A 24,593-nucleotide genomic window follows, 5' to 3' on the forward strand; every position below is an offset into this window, starting at 1 on the left:
ACGGTCACGGAGTGCTCGCCGTGCGTCTGCTGCCCGCCCATGCCGGTACCTGCAGCGACGACTGCTGCCGGATGTCCTCGCCGTTCACGATCGACGACCGTTGACCGGGTGGCACCGGCGTGACGCCACCCCTGACGATGGGCAGCCTTCATGGTCATCACACCTTTCGCCAGCCACGACGCCGTCACCCGCCCAGAGGGGCGGCAACCGCTGACACTGGGCGTGGAAGAGGAATTCCTTCTCATCGACCCGGACAGCGGCGCGAACCTGCCGGTGGCAGATGATGTCGTCGACGCCCTGCCGGCCGCGATGCGCAGCCAGGCGCGACGCGAGCTACGCCGCAGCATGGTGGAGATGGTCACCCCCGTCTGTACAGACCTGACCACCCTCCGGGCCCACCTGCTGCGGCACCGCCGCGCCGTGGGTGACGCCGCGTCAGCGGCCGGGGCGCGGCTGGTGGCGATCGGCGCGACCCCGGTCGCGGAGCCACACCGGGCGGTGCCACCGCAGGAGCGCTACCGGGCGATGGTCGAACGCTACGGCCCCGTGGCCAGCGATCCCGCCGTCTGCGGCTGCCACGTGCACGTCGGCGTGCCGGACCCGGACCTGGCTGTCGAGGTCTGCAACCGGCTGAGGGTGTGGCTGCCGGTGGTGCAGGCGCTGACCGCCAACTCCCCCCTGCACGACGGCCGGGACACTGGCCAGGCGAGCTGGCGGTCGGTGCAGCTGCAACGCTGGCCGGGGGTCGGACCGACGCCCCACTTCGACTCCCGCCGGGACTACGACCGGACGGTCGCCGCGCTCATCTCGGCGCAGCTGATGCTCGATGAGGCGATGGTGTACTGGTACGCGCGCCCCTCGACGACGTACCCGACGGTCGAGGTGCGGGTCAGCGACGTCTGCACCGACGTCGACGACACCGTCCTGGTGGCCGCGCTGGTCCGCGCTCTGGTGGCGACCGCCGTCGCCGAGGCGTACGCCGGGGTGCCGGTGCCCCGGGCCCTTGACTGTGTGGTCGCGGCCGCGCACTGGCACGCCGCACACAGCGGCCTCGACAGCACGCTGACCGACCTGCGGACGGGCGTCGCCCGGCCTGCCTGGGACCTCGTCGGTGACCTGTTCACCGCCGTCGAGCCGGCCCTGCGGGAGCACGGAGACCTCGATTTCGTCCGTGCTCAACTGTCCCGGCTTCGCCGGGTGGGCAACGGCGCCATCCGGCAGCGTCGCACCCTGCACCGCACGGGAGATCTGCGAGCGGTTCTGCAGGAGATGGCCGAGCGGACCGTCGCCGGCTGACATCACACCACGCCCCGGTGGGGCGATCCACCAGGTACGAGTGAGCACCAGCGGAGGTATCCATGACGTCAGACATCCATGCCTACCTCAACACGCGCCGCCGTGATCTTGTCGAGGAACTCGTCGGGTGGGTGCGGATCCGGTCAGTGGCAGGGCTAGACGAGCGCCAGGTCGAGGTGCTCCGGTCGGCTAACTGGCTGGCCGGCACCCTGCGCGACCTCGGGTTCCCGGTGGTCGAGGTGTGGGACCGGCAGGGTGCGCCCGCCGTGTACGCCGAGTGGTGCGCGGCCCCGGACGCGCCCACCGTGCTGGTCTACAGCCACCACGACGTGCGCGCGGCCAAGGACGAGCAGTGGGAGGAAACTCCCCCGTTCGAGCCTGCCGAGCGCGGCGGGCGCATCTACGGCCGGGGCACCTCCGACGCCAAGGGTCAGGTCCTCGCGCACCTGTGGGGCCTGCGGGCGCACCTGGCGGTCACCGGCCGCACCGCCCCCGCGGTCAATATCAAGTTGCTCATCGAGGGTGAGGAGGAGACCGGCTCGTCGGCGCTGTCGGATCTGCTCGATGAACACCAGCCGACCGCGGACCTGGTGCTGTTCTCCGACACGCTGCTGTGGCACCGTGAGCATCCGGCCATCTGCATGGGCCTGCGCGGCATGGTCAGCGCCGAGATCGAGGTGTACGGGCCGTTGCGCGACGTGCACAGCGGGGCGGTCTCCGGTGCGGCGCCGAACCCGGTGATCGAGCTGAGCAAGCTGCTCGCCATGCTGCACGACGACAAGGGGCGCATCACCCTGCCCGGCTTCTACGATGACGTGGTCGAGCCGCCGCAGCGCTTCCGGGAAGAGCTCGCCGCACTGCCGTACCGCGATGAGGACTGGCTGGCCCGCTCGGAGACCCGCAGCATCGGCGGCGAGGAGGGCTACAGCGTTCTCGAACGGCTCTGGACCCGACCCGCGGCCGAGGTGCTCACCGTGGCCGCTGGCGACGTCACCGGCGTCTCCCGTGCGGCGGTGCCCGCCGTGGCCACCGCCAGCCTGAGCATCCGCACCGTGCCGGACCAGCGGATCGCCGACGTCGCGGACCAGCTGCGCCGATGGGTCGCCGACACCATCAGCGACCGCGTCGAATACCGGCTGACCGTCTCCGAGGAGACCGCGCAGGAGCCGTATCGGACTCCACCAGATCACCCTGCCGTCGCCGTGCTCGCCGAAGCGATGCGCGACGGCTTCGGTCGGCCGGTCGGTCAGATGGCCAACGCCGGCGGTGGGCCTGCCGAGCTGCTGGCCCGCAAACTCGAGGCACCGGTGCTGTTCTTCGGCACCGGCCTGCCCGAGGACCGCTGGCACGACAGCGACGAGAGCGTGGCCGTGGACGTGCTGCTGGCCGGAGCCGTCACCCTGGCGCAGTTCTGGTCACGTCTGGCCGGCCCCGACCCCACCGCACCTGCGAACCTGGGCGCGGGCCCTGCCGAACCGCCGCTCACCCAGTCGCCACACCCGCGACATCGGTACCGGGGCAACCGGACCGGACGGTGGGACTGACTGATCGGTCCGGCAGCCCTCGGCGGAGTCGATCTCGGATGCGCGGGACAGCGGCGGTGCTGACCCGGTGGGGCCACGAGCGGCACCTAAGGGCCATCGGTTGAGGAACACGGAGCCCAGCGCCGCACCGGGCGGCGCGGCACACGATCGGAGAACGCAGTGTTCCGCCACGACCCGCACCTGCAGTTCCAGGCCAGGCCCGAGAAGCCCGACGCCCTGTTCGCGATGAAACTCCAGGAGATTCTCGGCGGACAGTTCGGCGAGATGACAGTGATGATGCAGTACCTGTGGCAGGGCTGGACCTGCCGGGTGCCCGGCAAGTACAAGGACATGATCATGGACATCGGGACCGAGGAGATCGGCCACGTCGAGATGCTCACCACGATGCTGGCCCGGCTGCTCGAAGGCGCCCCCGCCGAGACCACCGAGAAGGCCGTGGCCGCCAATCCGGTGCTCGCGGCCGTCATCGGGGGCATGAACCCGCAGCACGCGATCGTCGGCGGGGGCGGTCCGTTGCCTCGCGACAGCCAGGGTGTGCCGTGGAACGCCGGCTACATCGTCGCCAGCGGCAACCTGCTCGCCGACTTCCGTTCCAACGTCGCAGCCGAGGCGCAGAGCCGGCTTCAGACCAGCCGGGTGATGGGCATGACGGACGACCCGGGGGTGAAGGAGATGCTGCGGTTCAACCTCGCACGCGACACCTACCATCAGCAGCAGTGGCTGCTCGGGATCGAGCAGCTCATCGCCGACGGCTACGTCGAGCACGGCATCGAGAACTCCCAGGGCGACCAGGAGAATGCCGACCACAACCACACCTTCTGGAGCTTCGGCACCGACAGCCGCGCCTGTGAGGGCCGGTGGGCGCAGGGCCCCAGCCTCATCGGCGGACCGGACCTGGACTGCATCTCCGAGCCGGTCGCGCTGACCGACGACACTCCCCTGCCGCCACCGCCGGACCCGAAGCTGTTCGTCACGTACGACGGCTCGCAGGGGCCGGGCAAGCCCGGCACCGCCGCCGGCGCCCACCAGCAGGGACTCACCAACGTCGTGAAGAAGGTCAAGGACGCTCTCGAATGACCCGTACCGGAGCAGCCGGAATGAAGGCGCGGACAGGTAGGGCAGCCGGGTCGGATGTTCACGGCGTTTGACCCGGCGGTGGGCACGAATCGCCATACCGTTGGGGGCAGGTCGGCTCCCACGACCCGGGGCTGGACCGAAGCGGAGCGACCGGTCGGCCATTGGGCGGCGGTCACGAGGGGAGAGATTTCGGTGCCGAGCCAGGTGACCCCGGCCAGCCCGGTAGTGCGTCCGTACCCGGTGGCCGGGGCACCGCTGCTCTGTGACGCGCAGGATCACGGCCTGACCGGCAACGGTACGACCAACGACCAGCCCGCGCTCGCCGCGCTGGTCGACCAGCTGGGCGACGCGTTCGCCGCGGACGGGCGGGCGCGGGTGATCTACTGCCCGCCCGGGGTGTACGCCATCCGGGACGCCGCCACCGTGTGGCGCAGCGGGGTGTCGCTGATGGGCGCGGGGCCCGGCGCCACCCGGTTCGTGCTGAGCAACGAGGGCAACCGGTCCCAGGCGGTACCGCTGGCGTTCTACACGGCGCAGCTGCACGGGGCGAGCCCGGACCGTCATCTCGCCTACTGCACCTTCGCGGACTTCGAGATCGACGGCTCGGGGGTGGCGCAGTCGGCGTACGACCCGCTCGCCAAAGGGCTCGGGTTGCAGTACGTGACCGGCGGGCTGTTCCGGAACCTGTTCATCCACCACACGGCGGCCACCGGCTTCGGCTGCGACTTCCTCCAGGACACCCTGATCCAGGCGGTCCGGGTGCTCGAGTGCGGTCGGATGGACAACGGCATGGAGATGGGCGGTGCCGGCATCGGTATCGGCATCGGCGGATGGGGGGCGATGGAGCGGCTGACCATCGCCAACTGCGTGGCGGTCGGCAACGCAACCAACGGCATCTTCCTGGAGATGCAGCACCCCGATCGCCCTCAGCCCCGCGGGATCAGGATCGTCGGCTGCCACGCCGAGGCCAACCGGTTCGGCATCTCCGACTGGGGCGCCGACGGTCTCATCGTCACCGGGTGCACCATGACCGGAAACCTGGAGGCCGGTTTCCAGGTCTCGGCGAAAGGCACCACCGGCATCCCCGGCAAGGGTGGGCTGCTCACCGACTGCGTCCTGGACGGCAATCTGCGCGACGGGGTCAGCATCGGCAACACCGCCGGCCCCTACACGGTGCGGGGCAACCGGATCACCGGCAACGGCCGCTACGGCTACCACCACCAGGACCTCGGCGCCGGCGACCAGGCCGCCGCCGAGGAGATCGTCATCGAGAGCAACGACATCTGGGGCAACAGTCTCGACGGGATCCGCTTCGACCGGCCACTGACCGACGCCGTCATCATCAACAACCGGATCCGCAACAACGGCCGCCAGTGCGCCGAGGCCGCCGAGGGGGGCGGCGAGTCGGTCCGCTACAGCCGGACCAGCCTGGTCGACCAGCGTGCGAGCTGGACGGCCGACGGCCACCGCGGCAAGGTGCTACGCGTCGGCCACCGGTACGCCGTCGTGGCCGCCAACGACTCCACCACCCTCACCCTCACCCCGATCCGCCCCGGCAGCGCCAACAGTTGGAGCGCCGACACACCGTCGCCCGGCACCCCGTACGAACTGCCGGCCGCGCCCACCAGTCGGGCCGGCATCACCATCAACGCCGCCGCCGACTCGGTCACCATCCGAGGCAACCTGATCCGTGACACCAAGTCGCACACCCAGACCCACGGGATCCTGATCACCGATCGGGGTGGCTGCGTCAACTGCCGTGTCGTGGAGAACGATCTCGACGGCAATCAGTTCGCCATCCAGACCGACACTTCCCCCGGGGGTGGCTACTGGGAGGGCAACCACGGGGACCAGTGATCACCTGCCCGGCGTGATGCAGCACTTCGACCTGCCGGTCGAGTCCGTCAACGACGATCACCTGTGGTGACAGGTAGCCGTCGTCAGGCGGCGACCAACCGGACTACGAACTGGCAGCCCTCGGCGGTGTTGTTCACCTCGACCCGACCCCTGTGCGCTTCGACAAGCCCACGGACGATGGCCAGGCCAAGCCCTCCGGACGCCCCACCGTCGCCGGGGCTGGGAGTGCGGGCCGGTTCACCACGAAACGCGATGTCGAACAGCTGGGGAAGGTCGGCCGGTGGGATGCCGCCACAGGTGTCGGCAACGGACAGCCAGGCGTGCTCCCCCTCGCGGCCGGCCTCGATGCGGACGGTGCCGTCCTCCGGGGTGTAGCGGACGGCGTTCAGCAACAGGTTCGTCACCACCCGGGCCAGTTCCGGTTCGCTCGCGGCGACCATCGGCCACCCGGACTCGCTGGCGACCAGCTTGATCCGGCGAGCGTCGGCCAGCGGGGCGGTGCTGGCCAGCGCGTCCGAGACCACCTCGCCGAGCGGCACCGCCGTCAGCGACAACCGCAGCGCTCCCGCGTTGATCCGGGACAGCTCGAACAGGTCGTCGACGAGCCGGGTCATCCGGTCGGTCTCCAACCGGATCCGCCGGTGGTACTCGTCGACCGTGTCCGGGTCACGGACCACCCGGTCCTCCAGCGCCTCGGCCATGGCCCGCAGCCCGGCGAGCGGCGTACGCAGGTCGTGCGAGACCCACGCGACCAGGTCACGCCGCCCCTTCTCCAGCTGTCGTTCCCGCTCGCGGGCCTGATCCCGCCAGACGGCGGCGAGTGCCAGTCGGCGGCCGAAGTGTCCGCCGACGGCGAGGCTGACCACGGCTGCCGCCGCGACGGTGATCAGCACCACCTCAAGATCATGTGGGGAGAGGAACATCGCCTCCGCGACCGCCATCACCCCGACGGTGACGGCGACGACCGTGGTGGTGAGCAGCACGCTGAGGTGCACGATGATCGAGCTGCGCCGAAGCGCACGGAGCAGCACCGCGCCGACGAACCCGATGGCAAGTGCCGCGCCGAGAGAGATCGCAAAGATCAGCAGGAGGTCACGCATGGGCGGGCTCGTACCGGTAGCCGACGCCCCAGACGGTCACGATCCGCCGTGGATCGGCCGGGTTGGCCTCGATCTTCTCCCGCAGCCGGCGTACGTGCACTGTCACTGTCGAGTGGTCGCCGAAGTTCCAGCCCCAGACCTGGTCCAGCAGTTCGGCCCGCCCGAACACCTGGGACGGGTGCCGCAGCAGGTGGACGAGCAGGTCGAATTCGCGCAGCGTCAGGGCCAGTTCGGTGCCGCCGAGGCGGGCGGTGCGGGACGCGGGGTGCACCACCAGCTCGCCGTCGGTCAGCGCCTCCGGTCGTTCGGGTGGCGGTTCACTGCCGGCACGACGAAGCACCGAACGGACCCGCAGCACCAGTTCCCGGGGGGAGAAGGGCTTGGTCAGGTAGTCGTCGGCGCCGAGTTGCAGCCCGAGGATGCGGTCCGACTCGTCACCGCGCGCGGTCAGCATGATGATCGGTACGCCATCCGGACGGGCTCGCAGCTCCCGGCACACCTGTAGGCCGTTTATCCGGGGCAGCATCAGATCGAGCACGACCAGGTGAGGTGCCTGCCGCTGCACCGCCGCCAGAGCCGCTTCCCCGTCCGCGGCGAGGCTCACCTGGAAGCCGTCGTTCTCCAGGTAACGACGGATGACGTCGCTCACGGTCTGATCGTCGTCGACCACCAGCACGCGCTGTGTCACGAACCTCCCCCGTTCCGGCCCGTCATTCCCCGCACGTCCATCGGCCCAGCGTAGCCACGCAGCGTGGTCCGCCCGAACCTGCAAAAGCTTGCGAGGTTCTTACGGCTGCGCGAGCAGGCCCGCGCGGGCGTAGACGAGGTCATACGGTGACCGGAATGCGGATACTTGTCACCGGTGCGGCCGGATTCATCGGCTCGCACGTCGCCGATCTGCTCACCGACCACGGGCACGAGGTGGTGGCCGTGGACGCGCTCCTGCCGGAGGCGCACGGTGCGACATCACCACCCTGGGCCGAGCGGCACGATCTCGTCGTCGGCGACATCCGTGACCTGGAACTACTGACCGGGCTGCTCGCCGGGGTCGACGCGGTGTGCCACCAGGCGGCCATGGTCGGCCACGGCATCGACCCCGCCGACGCCCCCCGGTACGCCGCGCACAACGACCTCGGCACGGCCACCCTGCTCGCGGCGATGCACGCCACCGGGGTACGCCGCCTCGTGCTGGCCAGTTCGATGGTGGTCTACGGCGAGGGCCGCTACCACTGCCCGACACACGACATCGTCCGGCCCGCCGGCCGCCGCGCCGCCGACCTGGCGGAGGGCCGGTACGAGCCGACCTGCCCCCACTGTGACCGGGTGCTCTCCCCCGGTCTCGTGCCGGAGGACGCGCCGCTGGAGCCGCACAGCACGTACGCCGCCACCAAGCTGGCCCAGGAACACCTCGCCGGTGCGTGGGCCCGGCAGACCGGCGGGTCGGTCTGGGCACTGCGCTACCACAACGTCTACGGCCCGCGGATGCCCCGCGACACCCCGTACGCCGGGGTCGCGTCGATCTTCCGGTCGGCGCTGGCCGCCGGGCAACCGCCCCGGGTCCTGGAGGACGGGCGGCAACGGCGCGACTTCGTACACGTCACCGATGTCGCCGCGGCGAACCTGCTGGCGCTGACGACACCGGCACCGGAGCCGCTGGTCGCGGTCAACGTCTGCTCGGGTGAGCCGCACACCGTCGGCGAGCTGGCCCACGAGTTGGCCAGGGCGATGGGCGGGCCGGCGCCTGTCACGGTCGGGGGCGGACGGGCGGCGGACGTACGGCACGTGGTGGCCGATCCGGGCCGCGCGACCCGGCTGCTGGGTTTCACTGCCCGGACCGGTTTCGCCGCTGGCGTCGCTGACTTCACCACTGCGGTGATGCGGGCACCGGCGACGGTCAGGACACCGTCCACAGCAGGTGGTTGACGGCGAGCGCGGTCACGGCCTGGGCAGCCAGCCACCACCGTCGGTGGCTGGCGGGTAGGTGCGCGGTGGCGACCAGCAGCCAGACGGTGAACGGCAGCCAGATGCGCTCCACCTCGGCCTTGCTCAGAGCGGACAGGTCCGCCGCGAGCACCGCCACCGCCGCCGCGATGGGCAACCACACAGTGGGTCCGACGCTGGCGAACCGCTGCCGGAGGGTCGCCGCGAGCGGACGGCCCGGCCCTCGGATCGGTAGGGCGGCCACCGCCCGCCGCACCGCTGGCCCGAGTACCGGGCCGGCCGAGAGCAGCAGGGCGGCCAGGTTCGCCCAGACCCAGTAACCGAAGGGACGTTCCGCCGCCCAGCCCTGGTAGTAACGACGTGCCACCAGCTGGTAGCCGTCCAGCCACCAGAAGCCGGCCAAGGTGAACACGGCGACAACCGCCGCGACGGCCGCCGCCGCGAGCAGGAACACGCCGAGGCGGTCCCGGGCCCGGAGCAGCACCACGGTCACGGCGAGCACCCCGACCAGGACGAACCCGTACGACAGGTAGAGCGCGAGACCGAGCAGCAGGCCGCCGGGTACGGCCCCGCCTCGACCACCCACCGCCAGCAGCGCCAGCCCGGCCGCGACCACCGCGGCGAAGATCCCGTCCGCGGACGCGCCCACCCAGACCGCCCCCGGGAAGAGAATCAGGAACGGCCACACGGCCCGAGCCGCGCCCTCGGCGCCGAGCGCCCGCAACGTCACCGGAACCGACACCGAGACGGTGGCTCCGAGCAGCACACAGGCGAGCCCCGCGGCAGCCCCGCCGCCCAGACCGATCCGTTCCAACCCCACGAAGAACAGCAACGCGCCCGGTGGATGACCAGCGGCGTGCGTGGACCACGAATCGGGCTGGAAGTCGAGGATCCGGGCGGCGAAGCCGGACAACATGGTGCCGACATCCGTCACCCGGGGCACCTCATGCAGGTACTCGGCCTGCACGGTGAGCCGCTCGGTCAACCCGGCGGACCAGCCGTCAACCAGGGCCAGCGACAGTGTCCAGAGCACCGAGGCGAGGTATCCGACCGCCAGCAACTGCGGCCACCGCGTGTCGGTCGCCCAGCGCACGCCGCGCCAGACGACCAGTGCCGCGACAAGAAGCGCGACGGGGGTGCCCACACCCAGATGAGGCTGCCAACTGGCGTAGAGCGGAGCGGCGTCAGCGTGCAGCCGCACACCCCGATGGTTGAGCAGTGCCCCGACGGTGACGGCGGCGGCGAGCAGTGCCACCTCGGCACCGAGGACGATCAGGTCGGCGCGCCGGGATCGTCCCGGCCGGGTCATCGTGGTCATGGTGACGGCCGACGATACGACCTCCGACCAGGGATCCGACGGCTCGACGATGAGACGTCAGGGACTCGTAAGACCCGTTGCCGCGTAAGCGATTCGTAAGGCGGCACGGCGGTCGGATCGGCGCGTGGCGGGCCTAGCGTCGCCGGTATGCACACAACGATCGACGTGGTGCTGCCGTGTCTGGACGAGGCGGCCGCACTGCCTGCCGTACTGAGCGGGCTACCGCCGGGCTACCGCGCTCTGGTGGTCGACAACGGCTCCACAGATGGTTCGCCGGTCATCGCCGCCGAGTACGGCGCCCGGGTCGTGCACGAGCCGAGACGCGGGTACGGCGCGGCAGTGCACACCGGCCTGCTGGCGGCGGACGCGGATCTCGTCTGCGTCCTCGACGCGGACGGCTCGTTCGATCCAGCCGAGCTGCCCAGGCTCGTCGCGGCGGTGCTCGACGGTCGGGCGGATCTCGCCGTCGGGCGGCGGCGACCGGTCTCGGCGGACGCCTGGCCGTGGCATGCCCGTGCCGGCAACGCGCTGGTCGCGGCGCTGCTACGACGCCGTGGCGTGCCGGTGTACGACATCAGCCCGATCCGGGTGGCCCGTCAGGCGGCGTTGCTGCAACTCGGTGTCAACGACCGGGCGTTCGGCTATCCCCTGGAACTGCTGCTCCGCGCGGCCGGGGCGGGCTGGCGGATCGTCGAGCTGGACGTCGCGTACGCACCCCGGGCCGCCGGCACCAGGTCGAAGGTCTCCGGGTCGGTCAGGGGCACCGTGCGGGCGGCCCGGGACTTCGCCGGAGTGCTGCGCGCCGGCATCGGAGGTGGGAGATGAATGTCCTGCTCCTTGTCGCGAAGGCGCCGGTCCGGGGGCTGGCCAAGACGCGGCTCTGCCCGCCCGCTGATCCCGCACAGGCCGCCCGGATCGCGGCGGCGGCGCTGCTGGACACCCTGGCGGCGGTGCGCGCCACCGCGTCGACCATTCCCGTGCTGGCCCACACCGGTCTGTTCGCCGACGCCGAGTTCGGCGCGGCGCTGACCGCCGCGCTGACGGGTTGGCACCTGATTCCTCAGCGCGGCGACACGTTCGTCGACCGTCTCGCCAACGCCCACGCCGACACCGGTATGGCCTTCCCCGGCCGACCGGTGCTGCAGATCGGCATGGACACACCGCAGGTCACGCCGGCCCTGCTCACCGCCGCGCTGGAGCGACTCGCCGAGCACGAGGCGGTGTTCGGACCAGCACTCGACGGTGGCTGGTGGGCACTCGGGTTACGCGATCCGGCCAACGGGAGCGTGTTGCGCGACGTACCCATGTCGACCGCCGACACCGGTCGACGCACCCTCGCCGCTCTTCGCGGGCGCGGCGTACACCCGGCGATCCTGCCCGTCCTGCGGGATGTCGACGACTGGCCGACGGCGCTGGCGGTCGCGGCCGACCTGCCCGGCACCCGGTTCGCGGACGCCGTGGCGTCGGTAGGCGGCCAACTGGTGAGCGGACGCCTCCGGTGAGGTCGACGATCAGTCTCGACGGTTTCGACGTGGTGCTGGGCAGGCTCGACGCGTGGGCCGCCGATCAGGACGATTCCGGTACGCCGGCCGCCGCGTTGTCCCCACAGCAACGCGAACACTGGCTGGTGCACGCCGACGGGCGACGTGACCTGCTGCCGGTCCGCCGCTGGCACGGCCCACCCGAACCAGCGATCGAGTCCGTCGCCGCCCGGTGCACCGGCCCCACGATCGACCTCGGCTGCGGCCCCGGCCGGCTGACCATGGCACTCGCCCAACGAGGCCTCGTCGCACTGGGGGTGGACATCTCCGCCGAGGCGGTACGCCTGACCCGGGGCCGGGGTGTGGTCGCCCTGCGACGAGACGTCTTCGAACCACTTCCCGGTGAGGGGCGGTGGGCACACGCCCTGCTCGTCGATGGCAACATCGGCATCGGCGGGGACCCGGTCCGACTGCTGCGCCGGTGCGGCGACCTGATCGCGGCCGACGGGACGCTGGTGGTCGAGGTGGACCCTCCCGGCGCCGGCCTGTGGCAGGGACAGGCGTACGTCCTGTCCTGCTCGCGCCGGGGATCGGCGTTCAGCTGGGCACGCGTCGGGGTGGAGGCGATGGACCGCACCGCGGCCGCCGCCGGCTTGCGGGTCGTCGACGGTTTCCGGTCCGGCCCGCGCTGGTTCACCGAGTTGGCGCGCCGATGAACCGCAAGCCACGTGTTCCCACCCCGGAGGACTTTCCGGCGCCGTCACACTCGCCACTGGTCGCCGCCCGCCTCGGCCTCTGGCTCGGGGTGGCGTTCGGGCTGTGCTTCGTCACCGGACTGCTCAGCCACTACATCCAGCACCCGCCGGGCTGGTTCACCTGGCCGACCCGACCGGTCAACCTCTACCGGGTCACCCAGGGCGTGCACGTGCTCTCCGGGATCGCGGCGATCCCGTTGCTGCTTGGCAAACTGTGGAGCGTCTACCCCCGGCTGTTCGTCCGCCCGCCCCTGCGCCAGCCGATCCGGTTGTCCGCGCACGTCCTCGAACGGATCTCCGTCCTGGTCCTGGTCTGCGCCGCGTTCTTCGAACTGGTCACGGGCCTGTTCAACGTCGCTCAGTCGTACCCGTGGGGGTTCTTCTTTCCGACGGCGCACTACGCGGTCGCCTGGCTGGTGGTGGGCGCGTTGCTGCTGCACATCGCCGTGAAGCTCCCGGTCGCCAGCGCGGCGCTACGAACGCCACTGCGACGGGAGGAGGTGGGTGAGGCCGCGTCCACCGGGCGCGACGATCGTGACTCGTCCGGACGGCGCGTCTTCCTGCGTACCTCGGCAGGCGTCGCAGGCGTCGCCGTGCTGGCCACCGCCGGGGTCACAGTGCCGTGGCTGCGTCGGGTGTCGCCGCTGGCCTGGCGGTCCGCGTCCGGACCGCAGGGCGTGCCGATCAACCGTACGGCGGCGGCCGCCCGCATCGTCGTTCCACCGGACTGGCGGCTGGAGATCGTCTGGCCGGGCGGCCGGGGCACCCTGTCCCTGGCCGAACTGACCGCCCTGCCACAACACACTGCGGCACTGCCGATCGCCTGTGTCGAGGGCTGGAGCGTCTCCGCCAACTGGACCGGCGTGCCCGTCGTCGAGCTGCTCCGACGGGCCGGGGCGCCGACCGGCAGACCGGTTCGGGTCTCCTCGCTGGAGACCGACGGCCTCTACGCGGCAAGCACACTCCCGGCGGCCCATGCCGGCGACCCGCTGACCCTGCTCGCACTGCGGATCAACGGCGAAGAGCTGTCCGCCGACCACGGACACCCCTGCCGTCTCATCGCTCCGAGCCGGCCGGGCGTCCTCCAGACCAAGTGGGTGGCCCGGCTGGAGGTGCTGCGGTGAGAGCCGTCCGCCTGCTGCTGGCCGCACTCGGTGCCGCGGCGGCGGCGTACGGCGGTTGGCTGCTCCTCCCCCAGCTCGGCACCACAGTGCCCTGGCTGATCGGCGGCCCGGTGCTGCACGACCTCCTGGTGGCACCGCTGGTCGGGCTGGTCGGGCTGGCGCTGGGCCGGCTGGTGACAGACCGGCTACGCCGGGCCTGGATCAGCGCGGGCCTGCTGGCCAGCGCCACATTGCTGCTGATCGCGGTGCCACTGCTGTGGCGACCGCCCTCGGCACCTCCGAACCCGGGCCTGCCGGACCGCGACCATCCGCTGGGCCTCGCTGCTGGGCTGGCCGTCATCTGGGCCGTCACCGCTGCCGCTCTGGTGGTCGGCACGGTCAGCCGCCGCGTCCGGGACCGACGAGCCGACCGCCAGTGAGTGGGTCCCACACGCGCTTCGCTCCACTCCGAGGAGGAGTTCGCATGTCAGGACAAGTCCCCACTACCGACCGACCACCGATCGGCGTGATCGGCGGATCCGGGTTCTACGAGTTCCTCGACGACGTCGCCGACCTCACCGTCGACACCCCGTACGGACCGCCAAGCGACGGTCTGTCCATCGGGAGACTCGCCGGACGTCCGGTGGCGTTCCTGCCCCGCCACGGGCGGCGTCACACCGTAGCGCCGCACCGCATCAACTACCGGGCCAACCTGTGGGCGTTGCGAGCGGTCGGTGTCCGCCAGGTGCTCGCAGCGGGCGCCGTGGGCGGCCTGCGACCGGATCTGGGCCCCGGGACCCTCGTCGTACCGGACCAACTGGTCGACCGGACCAGCGGCCGCGAGCAGACCTACCACGACGGAACGCCCGGCGCCGACGGGCAACTGCCCGGGGTGGTCCATGCTCCGTTCGCCGACCCCTACTGTCCGGTCGGACGCGCCACGGTCCTCGACGCCGCCCGCTCCGCCGACTGGCAGCCGGTCGACGGCGGCACCATGGTCGTCATCGAGGGGCCCCGGTTCTCCACCCGCGCCGAGTCACGCTGGTATGGCCGAGAGGGGTGGTCGGTCGTCGGCATGACCGGCCACCCCGAAGCGGTTCTGGCACGCGAACTGGCACTGTGTTACACCGCGCTGTCGCTGGTGACCGACCTCGACTCCGGCGTCGAGGTCGGTCACGGTGTGACCCAGCAGGAGGTGTTCGCGGTCTTCGCACGAAACGTCGATCGCCTGCGCGGCCTGCTCAGCGAGGCGGTGAAGACGTTGCCGGAGGGCCAGGACGACTGCCCCTGCGACTGGAGCCCGGCGGGCACGGAGAACGGCACCACCGATGACGCTCGACATGACTAGTGTTTCGGTATGGCACAACGACTCGTCAGCGTGTGGCAACCGTTCTTCCTCGTCAGCGAAGGTCGGGGTGCGGCCATCGATGCCGCGACCGAGCTGGAGGAGCTCGGCTATGCACGGCTCTGGTTCTCGGGCGGTTTCGGGGAGAACGTCGCTCCCCGCTTCCGGGAGATCCTGGACGGGACCACCCGCATCGGGGTCGCGTCGGGGATCGTGAGCATCTGGCACTCGTCGCCCCCTGAGGTGGCGGCATTCGCCCTGGACGCGGAGCGGGCACATCCCGGCCGGTTCCTGCTCGGCCTCGGCGCCAGTCACGCTGTGCTGCTGGAAGGCAGTGGCACCGCCTACCGCAAGCCGTATTCGAAGATGGTGGATTACCTCGACGGTCTTGACGCTGCCGGGCTCCCTCCGGAGCGGCGGATCCTGGCCGCACTCGGCCCGCGGATGCTCGAGCTGTCCCGCGACCGTTCAGCCGGGGCGCACCCATACTTCGTCCCTGCCGAACACACCGCCGAGGCCCGCGCGGCACTCGGGCCAGACCGGCTGCTCGCTCCCGAGGTCGCGGTGGTCCTCGACGCAGACCCCACCACCGCGCGCGCCACGGCCCGGCAGTACACGAGCGGATATCTCGCCCTGCCGAACTACACCAACAACCTGCGGCGATTCGGCTGGACCGACGAGGACTTCGCCGGCGGCGGCAGCGACCGCCTCGTCGACACCCTGATCCCCTGGGGCACGGCCGAGCAGGTCGCGGCCGGGCTGGAAAAGCACTACCAGGCTGGCGCGGACGAGGTGGCGGTCCAGGTGCTCAACGGCGGTGACGCCGCAGCGTTCCCCGCCGACGCGTTCCGCGCTCTCGCCGCGATCCTGATCTGACCTTCCGCAGAAGGCCCGCGTCCGGTGTGAGGTGATGGGGTGGTGACAGCAGAGGCAGCGGGAGCCTTCCGCCGGACGCCGCTCGAGCGAGCAGATCAGCAGGTCGCCTGGGCCCGGGCTGACCAGGCCTTCTTCGCTGCCGGAGCGTGTCACATCCTCGCCTGGGCCTGTCGAGACGCATACCCGGCCCGGTCGATCGACGTGGCGGCGGTGCGTCTGGCGGGCGACACCCAGATCTTCCACGCCTACGCGAGCTGGAATGGTTGGGCGTTCGACCATTCGGGGTGGAATCCGGAGCCGCAACTGTTGGCCGTCAATGCCGACTTCGAGGGCCATCCGCTGGACCGCGTCGGGATCACTGTCGATCTGGCTGAATTCTGTGCGGAGCACCACCACCGGATGCCGGACCAGTTCTGGCGCGACCCAGTGCCCCGTGCTCGCCGGTATGTTGGCCGGTTCACCCCGCCCTGGGCGTAGCACCAGTCGGGCTCAGGCCGAACCACTCGGAGTGCTCGGAGAAGGTGAGTTTCTTCAGCGCCTGCCGCATGCGGCCACTCTAGGTAAGGACGGCCGGCCGCAGAGGCAAGATCACCACTCATACGATAGGCACCCTAGGATCGGGCGGTATGACGTCAGCCCCTGCCGCCACAGCCTTCGACTCGCTGCGCCTCGACGCCGTACCCGATCAGGAGGCGCTTCGCCGGGTCTACGAACTCCCCAGCGACGCGGCCGTGCGAAAGCAGATGACCGAACTCACCGAGCAGACCCGGCGGCTGATCGCCTGCTCGTCGCTGGTCCTCGTGGCCAGCGTGGACGCCGAGGGCAACTGCGACGTCACCCCGCGCGGCGGCCCCGCCGGGTTCGTCGCCGTCCTGGACGCACGGACGGTGGCGATACCGGACGCCACCGGCAACAAGCGTCTGGACACCTTGCAGAACGTTGTCGCCACCGGGCGGGCCGGGCTGATGTTCGTCATCCCCGGCCGCACCACGACGCTCAGGGTGAACGGCCGGGCCTGCGTCTCCACCCGCCCGGAGCTGCTGTCGCAGCTGACCGCCGTGGGCAAGCCACCGGCCAGCGCGCTGGTGCTGGGGATCGAGGAGGTCTACCCGCACTGTCCCAAGGCGCTGCTGCGCAGCGGGGCCTGGAAGCCGGAGCAGTGGCTGCCAGCGGACGCCCAGCCGACCTCGGCCGAGGTGACGCTGGCCCAACTGCGGATGCCGGAGCTGACCATCGCCGACATCGAGAAGACGGAGGCGGACTCGCTGAAGTACCGGTACGAGTGATGGGACAAGCGCCTCAGGCCGATTGTGTGTCACCGTTCGCGGACTTCTTCGCGTACCCGCTCATCGGTCAGCGGCGCACCCGGTAGCGCAGGTGGAGCACCCGGTTACCCGGAATCACCGCGTCAGGTTCCTCCAGCAGGTGCTGTGCGTCGACGGACCCGAAGTAGCGCTTGCCGGACCCGAACACGACGGGTACGACGTCCATACGCACCTCGTCGACCAGGCCCGCGGCAAGCACCTGTCCACCGACGTCGCCAGCGGCGACCTCGACGATGCGGTCACCCGCAAGCTCCTGCGCCCTGGCCACGGCTGCCTCGACGCCGTCGACGAAGTGAAACGGCGCCTCGGGGTCCCAGCCCTCGGGCTGCGGCCGGTGCGTCACGACGACCACGTGGTCGATCCCGCTCGGAGGCTTCCCGTCCCAGCCGTCCGTCATGTCGAAGACGTGGCGGCCGGCGATCGTCGCCCCGATCTGGTCCCAGTAGGACCGGGTGTAGTCGTAGGACGCCTGTGACACCTTCAACGCGCCGCTCTCGTCCAACGGCACGTCACCGCTGAGCAACCAGTCGAACAGCGGTCCGGGCTGGTCGTTGTCGTCGGCGATGAAGCCGTCCACCGACACCGAGCTGTACATGACCACTTTGCCCATGGGCGCTCCTCTGATTGGGGATGCCCTCAGGTTAGAGTCTCGTGAGCTGCCGTTCTTGTAAGAAATCAATCGGCCGGTAGCGGCCAGCCGTCCAGCACGTGGCCGGGATGTTCGCGCAGGAACCGTCGCCGGACTTCGACGTACCGTGTCGGTGTGAGCCCGGTGAACGCGCGGAACTCGTGGCCGAAGTGGGCCTGGTCGAAGTAGCCCGCGCTACTGGCGAGGTCGGCCCAGTCGATCGGTTCTGCGGGGTTGATCGAGAGCACGGTGGCGGTGAAGCGGTAGGTGCGGGCCAGCCGCTTCGGCGTGACGCCGATGAGCTCCTTGAACCGCTGTGCCAGGTGAGTGCTGCTGACACCGGCTGAAACCCTCAGGTCATCGATAGCCACCGCCCCGCTGGTCGCCGCGATCACGCTGCTCGTGTGGCGGACCAGCCCCAGGCCGGCCGCGTCGCCCAGCCGTCGCATCAGCTCCTGCTCCAACAGCGTCAGCATCTCGTGAGGTCCGTCCGCCGTGTTCAGCCGGTCTCGCAGCTCAGCAATGGCCGGCCGGCCCCACACCTGCTCCACCGTCACCGGCCGGTCACACAGCTCGGCCGCGGGCATCGGCAGGAACAGCGCCAGCCCCCAGGGCTTGAAGTGCACGCCGACGGACCGGGTCACCGACGGATAGCTGAACTCGAAGGCGCGGGTGGGCATGGTGACCACGCAGCCGTCGGCGTACTCGGCCGTCTCGATGTCGGTGCGGGCACGGATGCGGAACGGCGCCCCGAGGTTGACGATGAGGAACGCCGCCGGACTTGCCGGCAGCGTCAGCCGGGCGTACGGCGGCGCACCCTCCAGGTAGTAGAGGTCGTCGATCAGCCCGTCCAGCGGCGGTCGCGGCACTCTGGACACATACTCCACGCGCACAGCATCGCCGACGCGGCGCCGGCCGCAACATTGACTGGCCGGTCTACGAGTCGTCTCGGCCCTGCCAGGTCGTCAGACAAGCCTCGTTACCCTCGATATCGGCGAGAACCCAGAAGGCGGGAGCATCGGACGCGGACACAAGTCGGCCACCGGCCGTCAGCGCGGCTTCGATCCGCCGTGGTGCCTCGTCGTGCGGGACACAGATGTCGAAGTGGATGCGATTCCGGTCCGGGCGTGGCTGGTCCATCTGCTGAAACCAGATCGTCGGACTCTGCCCGACCGGGTCGACGATCGGATCCTTGGGACCGTCGGCTCCCGGCTCGTCCGTGTAGCCCAGCACGGCCTTCCAGAACGGCCGGACCGCTGCGATGTCGAGCGCGTCGACAGCGATCTCCACGAGCTGAACCGATCGCGGCGCTCCCGTACCAATCTCAGGCTCCGTCCGTAGCCAGACGGTCCGCATGGCGGCGGAAATCCGATGCGCAAGGTCGATATCGCAAGCGGTGAGCGCCGCCTGATCCATCGACTGAAGGGTCAAGACGACCCGGTCTGGCCGGATATCAGCGCGTAGGTGCCCATCGGCGTCGCTGCCGCACGCCGCCACCACGCGCGCCGCCACGTCGGTTGCCTGGACCAATGAGCCGACGGGGACCGACGTGCGCAACGCGCCCAGCAGATATCGCCATCCCTGGTCGCTGATCGCGTCCGAGGCCGCCCGCCGACTCAGTGTCTGTTCCATTCAGGCATCCTCACATGTGCCCGTCGTGACTTCCGCCCGCTGGCAATCGCGGCCTGGTCGGCGAGGATCCGCACCATCGCCACGGTCCGCATCACCTCAGGCCGAGTCGAACCTCAGACGGCCGTGCGCGACCACTGCTGGTTGGCGCCGGTGTTGCACGAATACTGCTTCAGGACCACGCCGTCAGCGGTCGACAACGCCGGTACGTCCACGCATTTGCCGCTGTGGCGGGCGCGGAGCTGGAAGTAGCTACCGTTGGTCACCATCTGGAACTGCTGGTTGGTGCCGGTGCCGCAGGTGTACTGGACGAGCTCGGCACCGTCGGCGGTGGAAGCGCTCACCACGTCGAGGCACTTTCCGCTGTGCCGGCTGACGATGCGCCAGTAGCCGCTGCCGGCGTCCTGGAACTGCCACTGCTGCCACGCATTGCCGCCGTAGGTGTACTGACCGACGCGCGCACCGTTGTCGGTGTTCGGTGACTGGACGTCCATGGCCTTGCCGCTGTGCCGCGCGGTGATCCGGTAGAACGTGCCCGTTGCCGGCGGAGGCGTCGTGGGGCCTCCCCCGATGGTGTCGCCCCACGCGTACCGGATCTGGTCAGCGCCGGAGGTGTTGCGGACCGTCAGGTTGAGGTCGGTGCCGCTGCCGCTGAGGGAGAACATCGAATACCAGTCGTATCCGATGCTGCCCGGTTTGCCGCCGAGGGCAGGCCAGTAGGTGCCGCCCATCTGGTTGTCGCGCATGACCTGGGCCATGGCGCGGATGTGTCGCACGAAGTTGTCCGTGCTGCTGGCGTCGGCGTAGTTGCGGCCGTCGTTCATGGGCGCGCCGAACTCGGTCGCGACCGCCCGTGAGGCGCAGTTGCCGAGACGGGTCTGCATGTGGCTTCGGAAGGCGTCGTAGGTCATCGCGCCGTAGAAGAAGGCGTAGTGGTGGAAGGACAGCAGCGTCGCGTTGAAGCGGCTGTCGTTGCAGATGTCCCGCAGGTCCTGGCTGAAGCCGGTGCCGCCGATGAGCACCCGACCGGGCACGGCCGAGTAGTGGTAGCTGAGCCAGTTGGCCGCAACCGTGCGCCACTCCGCCGAGCTGTAACCGTGCGGCTCGTTCATCGGCTCGAAGTAGACGTTGGTGTTCGAACCGTACGTGTTGGTCACCGTCGACCACATCGCGTTCCAGGCGGCGAGGTTGGTGATCCTGCCGCCGGAGGCGGCGCCGTCCTCCCAGTAGGCCAAGATGACCTTGAATCCGCGGGCGGTGGCGGCGTCGATGGCGCCTCGGTAGGCCTCCCACCACGCCGTCCCCACCGTGTGGGTGTTGATGGGCAGCCGGACGGTGTTGACCCCCATGGTGGAGGCCATGTCGTCGTAGAGGGCATTGGCCTTGGCCCGCACTGTCGCGTTGCTGTCGGACGAGCTCAGGCCCTGTACGACGAGCGGGCCGGTGCTGAAGTTGTCACCCAGCACGGCCCAGTTCATGCCGCGGAACTGGCTGGTGGCGGCAGTGGCCGGCGACGACGTGACGACGACGACGCCGACCATCGCTGTCATCGCGGCCGCCAGGGCGATCAGTATCCGGCGCATCAACCGGGTGCTCCGCGATACGTGCTCCAGGGGCAAGCTGGTGTGTCATGACCTGTCCAATCGGTGTCACCCGCAGTCGGGGTTCAGCTCGTCACGCGGAAGGTGGCATCGGCGCGACTCTGCGCGTCGGAGACCGGGTCGAGCCGGAGCAGGTAGGCGTAGTGCCGGATGTAGCGGTCCGGGTGGCTGTAGGACTGGAATGACGTCCACGAGGAGTTGGCGAGGCCCGCGACCTGCCGGAACGTGGAGTCGGCGGCGAAGGTGGCGGTGCCGTCATTGGCTTCCAGCCGGAAGTCGAACCCGTAGTGGCGCAGGTAGTGGCCCGGGAAGTTGACCGACTGGATGGAGACAGTGCCGGAGCCGACCAGGCCGGGCACCACCCGCCACTGGCCGTCCTGCGCGGGACTGACGTTCGGGTCGATGCGGACGTCGTAGTCGGCGTGGCGCACATACCGGTCCTGGAAGTTGTACGACTGGACCCGGCTGATCGCGGTGGCGGGCCAGCGGGCGAGCACGCGGCTCTGCTCCGCGGCGGTCAGGTTGAGGATCGAACCGTGTCGCTTCTTGGTGCCACCCATGGCGTACGAGCCGGACGCCGGCAGCCGGAAGGCACTCGGGCTCGACGGGTTGGTGGTCAGGACGGGCAGGTAGCCGCGCCCGGTGGCGTACTGGTCAAGGTAGAGAACCCACTCGTTGCGGGAGTTGAACTTCATCCACATCGGGCCCTCGACGAGGGCCCCGGTCAGCCCGATGCCGGACAGGTTCCCGAGGGTCGTCCAGGTGCCGAGCAGGGAGTTGCTGCCCTCGATGGTGATCTGGTCGTCCCGGGAGGCCCGGACGTAGCGGTAGGCGCCGACGCCGGTCGGCACCTCGACGATCTGGGTGTCGATGATCTCCTGGCTGCCGGGCCGGCTGAGGTAGACCTGCGGCGTGGTGATGCTGCGGAAGTCCGCCGTGCGCGAGTAGTAGATGCGGTGCTTGGCCGACCCGTTGAGCGGTACGTTCGTCGCCCAGTAGAGGACGTAGTCGCCGGTGGCAGGGTTCCAGATCGCCTCCGGAGCCCAGGCGTTACGTCCGTCCGGGATCGGGCCGGCGACGTTCAGCAGCCACGGCGCCGACCAGTTGACCAGGTCGGTGGACTCCCACACGACCAGGTTGCGGCTGCCGTTGTTGATCGCGGTCGACCAGTCCTGTCCGCAGCCGATGCACAGGTCCGTGGCGATGATCCAGTAGCGGTCACCGGCGGGCGAGCGGACCAGGGCGGGGTCGCGGACGCCACGGGTGCCGACTGTGGAACGCAGCACGAGCCCGCCGTTGTTGAGGTCGGTCCAGCGTAGGCCGTCGGTGCTGTGGGCGAGGTAGATCTGCTGGTTGGTCGACGACTCGCCGGTGAAGTGCGCCATCAGGTAGCCGACGGTCGGATCCAGCGCGGCTGCCTCCTTCGGCGTCGCCGCCGACCAGGTGGTGAACAGCAGGCACGCGGCGACCGCCACCGCGCAGAGCCGGGCAAGGACTCTCGACATGGGTCTCTCTCCTTCGCGGAGGGGCATACGAGGAGGTCGGATGGTGTTAGCGCTAACAGAAGTGCTGCGGCGAGGCTTGGGTTCTGCGGTTTTCTAGGCGGCAGTGACCTGGCGGAACGGGTGGCTCTGGCGCTTCAGGTTGACGCAAGCGCCATGTGTCCACTTCGTTAACGTCACGTTGCAGACCAGTGTTAGCGATCGCATCTGGAGTGTCAAGGCATCGAAGAACTTCGTTCGACCGAGGTTCCGCCACCACGGCGAGCGGCGGTGCCGGTGGCGCGCCGACGTGCTCCACTCGGCGCAGCACGGCCTGCGACCTGCCACTGAGCCAACGAGCGCAGGTGCCCGGTGACGAACCAGACCGTGGGCAACGCCTCCTCTCATGGTGTCGCCGGCTTCCAGCCGGTCAGCCGAGCGCGGCGGTCAACGGTCGGGCAACAGCTTGAGCCACTGCCCGCTGTCAGAGTGCTCCGGAGCCAGTTCACCGAGAGGATTGTCGGCATGTGGAGCCGGGATCTCGACGTACTGGTACCGACGTGGCAGGGCGCGGACGACCTCTGTCTGCGCGAGGGCGCGACCGCACTGGCTGCCCTCACCACCCCTGGAACACACCCGCGAGCTCGCCGAGCGGGACGGCGCACGGCATACCCCTGCGGCTGCTGCTCGATGGCGACGTGGACGGCGCACTGCCGGATGCCCACTGTCTCTCGCCGGAGCAGGTCGGCTCGACCACCCCCGGCGACAGGTGGCGGGTGCAGCTCTGGTCGCCTGCCGGCGATCTCCCCGCGCGTCGGCTCAAGCAGTGGCGTCAACCTGCCGTCTGAGCACTTCGTACGATCCTGGACATGCCTGATCTGCGGCGCTAGGTTGAAACGTCATTGATGACCATCTTTATGATGCACAGGTACGGGGGCCCGCATGTCCACGTCTGTCACTCGCCGCACCGTCCTGGCCGGTGGTGCTGGTGCCGCCATCGGCTTCGCGCTGCCCGGCACCGCAGCCCACGCCGGTGGCCACCACCCCACCAGCGTGAGATTCACCCTCGACGCGAGGACCCTTGACGGCGGTGAGCAGGTCACCTCGGTCACCCTGGAGACCGGCCGGCTCGGGCCGATCGACCCGGCCGGGCTGACCCCCGGCACGTTCACCGTCCACGCCAAGGCCACCAGCCCGATCCCGATCGCTACCGGGGACCAGATCTTCAGCGAGTACGACCTGGACCGCACGGTGACCACGGCCCGGCTCGACCGGCACGGAAACATCGTGCTGGAGCTGAGCCACGCCGAAGGTCAACTCGGCGGTGGCACCCTCGGCTACATCGTGAGCAGGGGCCGCAACGTCCGGCTGGACCTCGTCTACACCATCAGGCAGAACACCCCACTCGTCCGGCGCCACGGCTCGCCGGTCACCATCACGCGCTTCGTGCAGGGGCGGCTGTCGAACGCCGAGGTGGACGCGTTCAGCCACCACGTCTCCGGCTCGGGCCTGAAGTACCGGCTGTACTCCCCGGAGCGCTCGCCCCGCCACGGTCGGCGGCCGTTGATCCTCTGGCTGCACGGTGGCGGCGAGGGTGCCTCCCTGCCCGACGACTACTACGACAACGAGACCACGCTGCGCGCCAACCGGGGTGCCCTGGGCTTCGCCACTCCGGAGGCTCAGCGGATCTTCTCCGGCGCGTACGTCGTCGCTCCGCAGAGCACCTCCTACTGGATGGAGGACGGCCCCCGGTTCGCCCCGTTGATCCGCGAGATCGTCCAGGACCTCGTCCGCCGCAAGCGCGTCGACCCGGACCGGATCTACGTGGCCGGTTGCAGCAACGGCGGCTACATGTCCCTGGAGATGACCGTCGCCTATCCCGACCTGTTCGCCGCGTCGGTGCCGATCTGCGGCGTCGTCGAGCCGCTCAGCGGGGAGGGGCCGCCGCTGATCACCGACGAGGAGCTGGCGAAGATCCAGACCCCGACCTGGCTGGTCACCTCGCTCGACGACGACACGGTGCCACCCGAGACCAACACGATCCACGCCCACGACCTCATCCCGGGCTCACTGATCACCCTGTACGACCACGTCGTCTGGAACGGCTACCAGTTCCCCGGTCACTGGTCCTGGATCTACGTGGCCCGCAACGACCCGAGTCGCAACGGCACCCACATCTGGCAGTGGATGGCCCGCCGCCGTCGGTGATCCGCCGTCCGAGGTCAAGCGGGCGGGC

At 70.2% G+C, this 24,593-nt stretch carries 23 protein-coding genes; 15 read left to right on the plus strand and 8 right to left on the minus strand.

Going from position 1 to position 24,593, the window contains the following annotated elements; translation table 11 throughout:
• Nucleotides 1-150 precede the first annotated feature (150 nt).
• From FBZ33_RS18515 to FBZ33_RS18530, 4 genes are all read left to right on the plus strand, one after another.
• Entirely contained in the window at nt 151-1,296 is a 1,146-nt protein-coding gene (locus FBZ33_RS18515) for a glutamate--cysteine ligase (protein WP_141910046.1), read from the plus strand.
• 62 nt (nt 1,297-1,358) lie between these two features.
• Nucleotides 1,359-2,840 carry a M20/M25/M40 family metallo-hydrolase gene (locus FBZ33_RS18520; protein ID WP_141910047.1) on the plus strand — a complete coding sequence of 494 codons (1,482 nt, stop codon included), beginning with the start codon at nt 1,359-1,361 and terminating at the stop codon, nt 2,838-2,840.
• Nucleotides 2,841-2,999: 159 nt separating this feature from the next.
• Nucleotides 3,000-3,917 (plus strand): manganese catalase family protein, encoded by a 918-nt coding sequence (locus tag FBZ33_RS18525; RefSeq protein WP_141910048.1) that lies wholly within the window; start codon nt 3,000-3,002, stop codon nt 3,915-3,917.
• Between the two features lie 192 nt (nt 3,918-4,109).
• Complete coding sequence (locus tag FBZ33_RS18530; protein WP_141910049.1) at nt 4,110-5,774, plus strand: right-handed parallel beta-helix repeat-containing protein; 1,665 nt, start codon at nt 4,110-4,112, stop codon at nt 5,772-5,774.
• 83 nt (nt 5,775-5,857) lie between these two features.
• Here the strand turns inward: FBZ33_RS18530 and FBZ33_RS18535 are convergent, their stop codons facing one another.
• Nucleotides 5,858-6,874 carry a sensor histidine kinase KdpD gene (locus FBZ33_RS18535; RefSeq protein ID WP_141910050.1) on the minus strand — a complete coding sequence of 339 codons (1,017 nt, stop codon included), beginning with the start codon at nt 6,872-6,874 and terminating at the stop codon, nt 5,858-5,860.
• On the minus strand, nt 6,867-7,562 hold the full coding sequence (locus FBZ33_RS18540) for a response regulator transcription factor (protein WP_141910051.1): 696 nt from the start codon (nt 7,560-7,562) through the stop codon (nt 6,867-6,869). The genes FBZ33_RS18535 and FBZ33_RS18540 overlap by 8 nt, the downstream gene beginning before the upstream one ends.
• A 155-nt stretch (nt 7,563-7,717) precedes the next feature.
• Between FBZ33_RS18540 and FBZ33_RS18545 the strand changes: the two genes are divergently transcribed.
• Nucleotides 7,718-8,797 (plus strand): NAD-dependent epimerase/dehydratase family protein, encoded by a 1,080-nt coding sequence (locus tag FBZ33_RS18545; RefSeq protein WP_141910052.1) that lies wholly within the window; start codon nt 7,718-7,720, stop codon nt 8,795-8,797.
• Here the strand turns inward: FBZ33_RS18545 and FBZ33_RS18550 are convergent.
• Nucleotides 8,769-10,133 (minus strand): hypothetical protein, encoded by a 1,365-nt coding sequence (locus FBZ33_RS18550; protein WP_141910053.1) that lies wholly within the window; start codon nt 10,131-10,133, stop codon nt 8,769-8,771. The genes FBZ33_RS18545 and FBZ33_RS18550 overlap by 29 nt on opposite strands.
• Before the next feature lie 147 nt (nt 10,134-10,280).
• Here FBZ33_RS18550 and FBZ33_RS18555 point away from each other — a divergent pair, with 147 nt between their 5' ends.
• The 9 genes from FBZ33_RS18555 (at nt 10,281) to FBZ33_RS18595 (ending at nt 16,979) form a co-directional block, all read left to right on the plus strand.
• Nucleotides 10,281-10,958 carry a glycosyltransferase family 2 protein gene (locus tag FBZ33_RS18555; RefSeq protein ID WP_099855014.1) on the plus strand — a complete coding sequence of 226 codons (678 nt, stop codon included), beginning with the start codon at nt 10,281-10,283 and terminating at the stop codon, nt 10,956-10,958.
• Nucleotides 10,955-11,635 (plus strand): DUF2064 domain-containing protein, encoded by a 681-nt coding sequence (locus FBZ33_RS18560; RefSeq protein WP_141910054.1) that lies wholly within the window; start codon nt 10,955-10,957, stop codon nt 11,633-11,635. Before FBZ33_RS18555 ends, FBZ33_RS18560 begins: the two co-directional genes overlap by 4 nt.
• 29 nt (nt 11,636-11,664) lie before the next feature.
• The gene (locus FBZ33_RS18565; protein ID WP_141912780.1) at nt 11,665-12,330 is read left to right on the plus strand and encodes a class I SAM-dependent methyltransferase; all 666 of its coding nucleotides are present in this window, start codon (nt 11,665-11,667) and stop codon (nt 12,328-12,330) included.
• Nucleotides 12,327-13,493: a molybdopterin-dependent oxidoreductase gene (locus FBZ33_RS18570; protein ID WP_141910055.1), complete on the plus strand. Its 1,167-nt coding sequence runs from the start codon at nt 12,327-12,329 to the stop codon at nt 13,491-13,493. The genes FBZ33_RS18565 and FBZ33_RS18570 overlap by 4 nt, the downstream gene beginning before the upstream one ends.
• A complete protein-coding gene (locus FBZ33_RS18575) occupies nt 13,490-13,912 on the plus strand; it encodes a hypothetical protein (RefSeq protein ID WP_141910056.1) in 423 nt (140 codons plus the stop codon). Before FBZ33_RS18570 ends, FBZ33_RS18575 begins: the two co-directional genes overlap by 4 nt.
• Before the next feature lie 44 nt (nt 13,913-13,956).
• Nucleotides 13,957-14,820, plus strand: coding sequence for an S-methyl-5'-thioadenosine phosphorylase (locus FBZ33_RS18580; RefSeq protein ID WP_141910057.1), 864 nt, complete (start codon nt 13,957-13,959; stop codon nt 14,818-14,820).
• A gap of 9 nt (nt 14,821-14,829) precedes the next feature.
• A complete protein-coding gene (locus FBZ33_RS18585; protein WP_141910058.1) occupies nt 14,830-15,693 on the plus strand; it encodes an LLM class F420-dependent oxidoreductase in 864 nt (287 codons plus the stop codon).
• A gap of 42 nt (nt 15,694-15,735) precedes the next feature.
• Entirely contained in the window at nt 15,736-16,170 is a 435-nt protein-coding gene (locus tag FBZ33_RS18590; RefSeq protein WP_141910059.1) for a hypothetical protein, read from the plus strand.
• 149 nt (nt 16,171-16,319) lie between these two features.
• Nucleotides 16,320-16,979, plus strand: coding sequence for an MSMEG_1061 family FMN-dependent PPOX-type flavoprotein (locus FBZ33_RS18595; protein ID WP_141910060.1), 660 nt, complete (start codon nt 16,320-16,322; stop codon nt 16,977-16,979).
• A gap of 67 nt (nt 16,980-17,046) precedes the next feature.
• Here FBZ33_RS18595 and FBZ33_RS18600 read toward each other — a convergent pair whose 3' ends face one another.
• The 5 genes from FBZ33_RS18600 to FBZ33_RS18620 form a co-directional block, all read right to left on the minus strand.
• Nucleotides 17,047-17,628: a dihydrofolate reductase family protein gene (locus FBZ33_RS18600; RefSeq protein WP_088948961.1), complete on the minus strand. Its 582-nt coding sequence runs from the start codon at nt 17,626-17,628 to the stop codon at nt 17,047-17,049.
• A gap of 65 nt (nt 17,629-17,693) precedes the next feature.
• On the minus strand, nt 17,694-18,533 hold the full coding sequence (locus FBZ33_RS18605) for a helix-turn-helix domain-containing protein (protein ID WP_255508949.1): 840 nt from the start codon (nt 18,531-18,533) through the stop codon (nt 17,694-17,696).
• Nucleotides 18,534-18,582: 49 nt separating this feature from the next.
• Nucleotides 18,583-19,278 carry a VOC family protein gene (locus tag FBZ33_RS18610; protein WP_141910061.1) on the minus strand — a complete coding sequence of 232 codons (696 nt, stop codon included), beginning with the start codon at nt 19,276-19,278 and terminating at the stop codon, nt 18,583-18,585.
• Nucleotides 19,279-19,391: 113 nt separating this feature from the next.
• The gene (locus FBZ33_RS18615; RefSeq protein WP_221629482.1) at nt 19,392-20,858 is read right to left on the minus strand and encodes an RICIN domain-containing protein; all 1,467 of its coding nucleotides are present in this window, start codon (nt 20,856-20,858) and stop codon (nt 19,392-19,394) included.
• 83 nt (nt 20,859-20,941) lie between these two features.
• Complete coding sequence (locus FBZ33_RS18620; RefSeq protein WP_141910063.1) at nt 20,942-22,381, minus strand: glycoside hydrolase family 43 protein; 1,440 nt, start codon at nt 22,379-22,381, stop codon at nt 20,942-20,944.
• 918 nt (nt 22,382-23,299) lie between these two features.
• Between FBZ33_RS18620 and FBZ33_RS18625 the strand changes: the two genes are divergently transcribed.
• Nucleotides 23,300-24,565, plus strand: coding sequence for a PHB depolymerase family esterase (locus tag FBZ33_RS18625; RefSeq protein WP_141910064.1), 1,266 nt, complete (start codon nt 23,300-23,302; stop codon nt 24,563-24,565).
• The last annotated feature ends 28 nt before the right edge of the window (nt 24,566-24,593 follow it).

The sequence above is a fragment of the Micromonospora sp. A202 genome, assembly GCF_006715105.1.
In the GTDB taxonomy this organism is placed as follows: Bacteria; Actinomycetota; Actinomycetes; order Mycobacteriales; family Micromonosporaceae; genus Micromonospora; species Micromonospora zamorensis.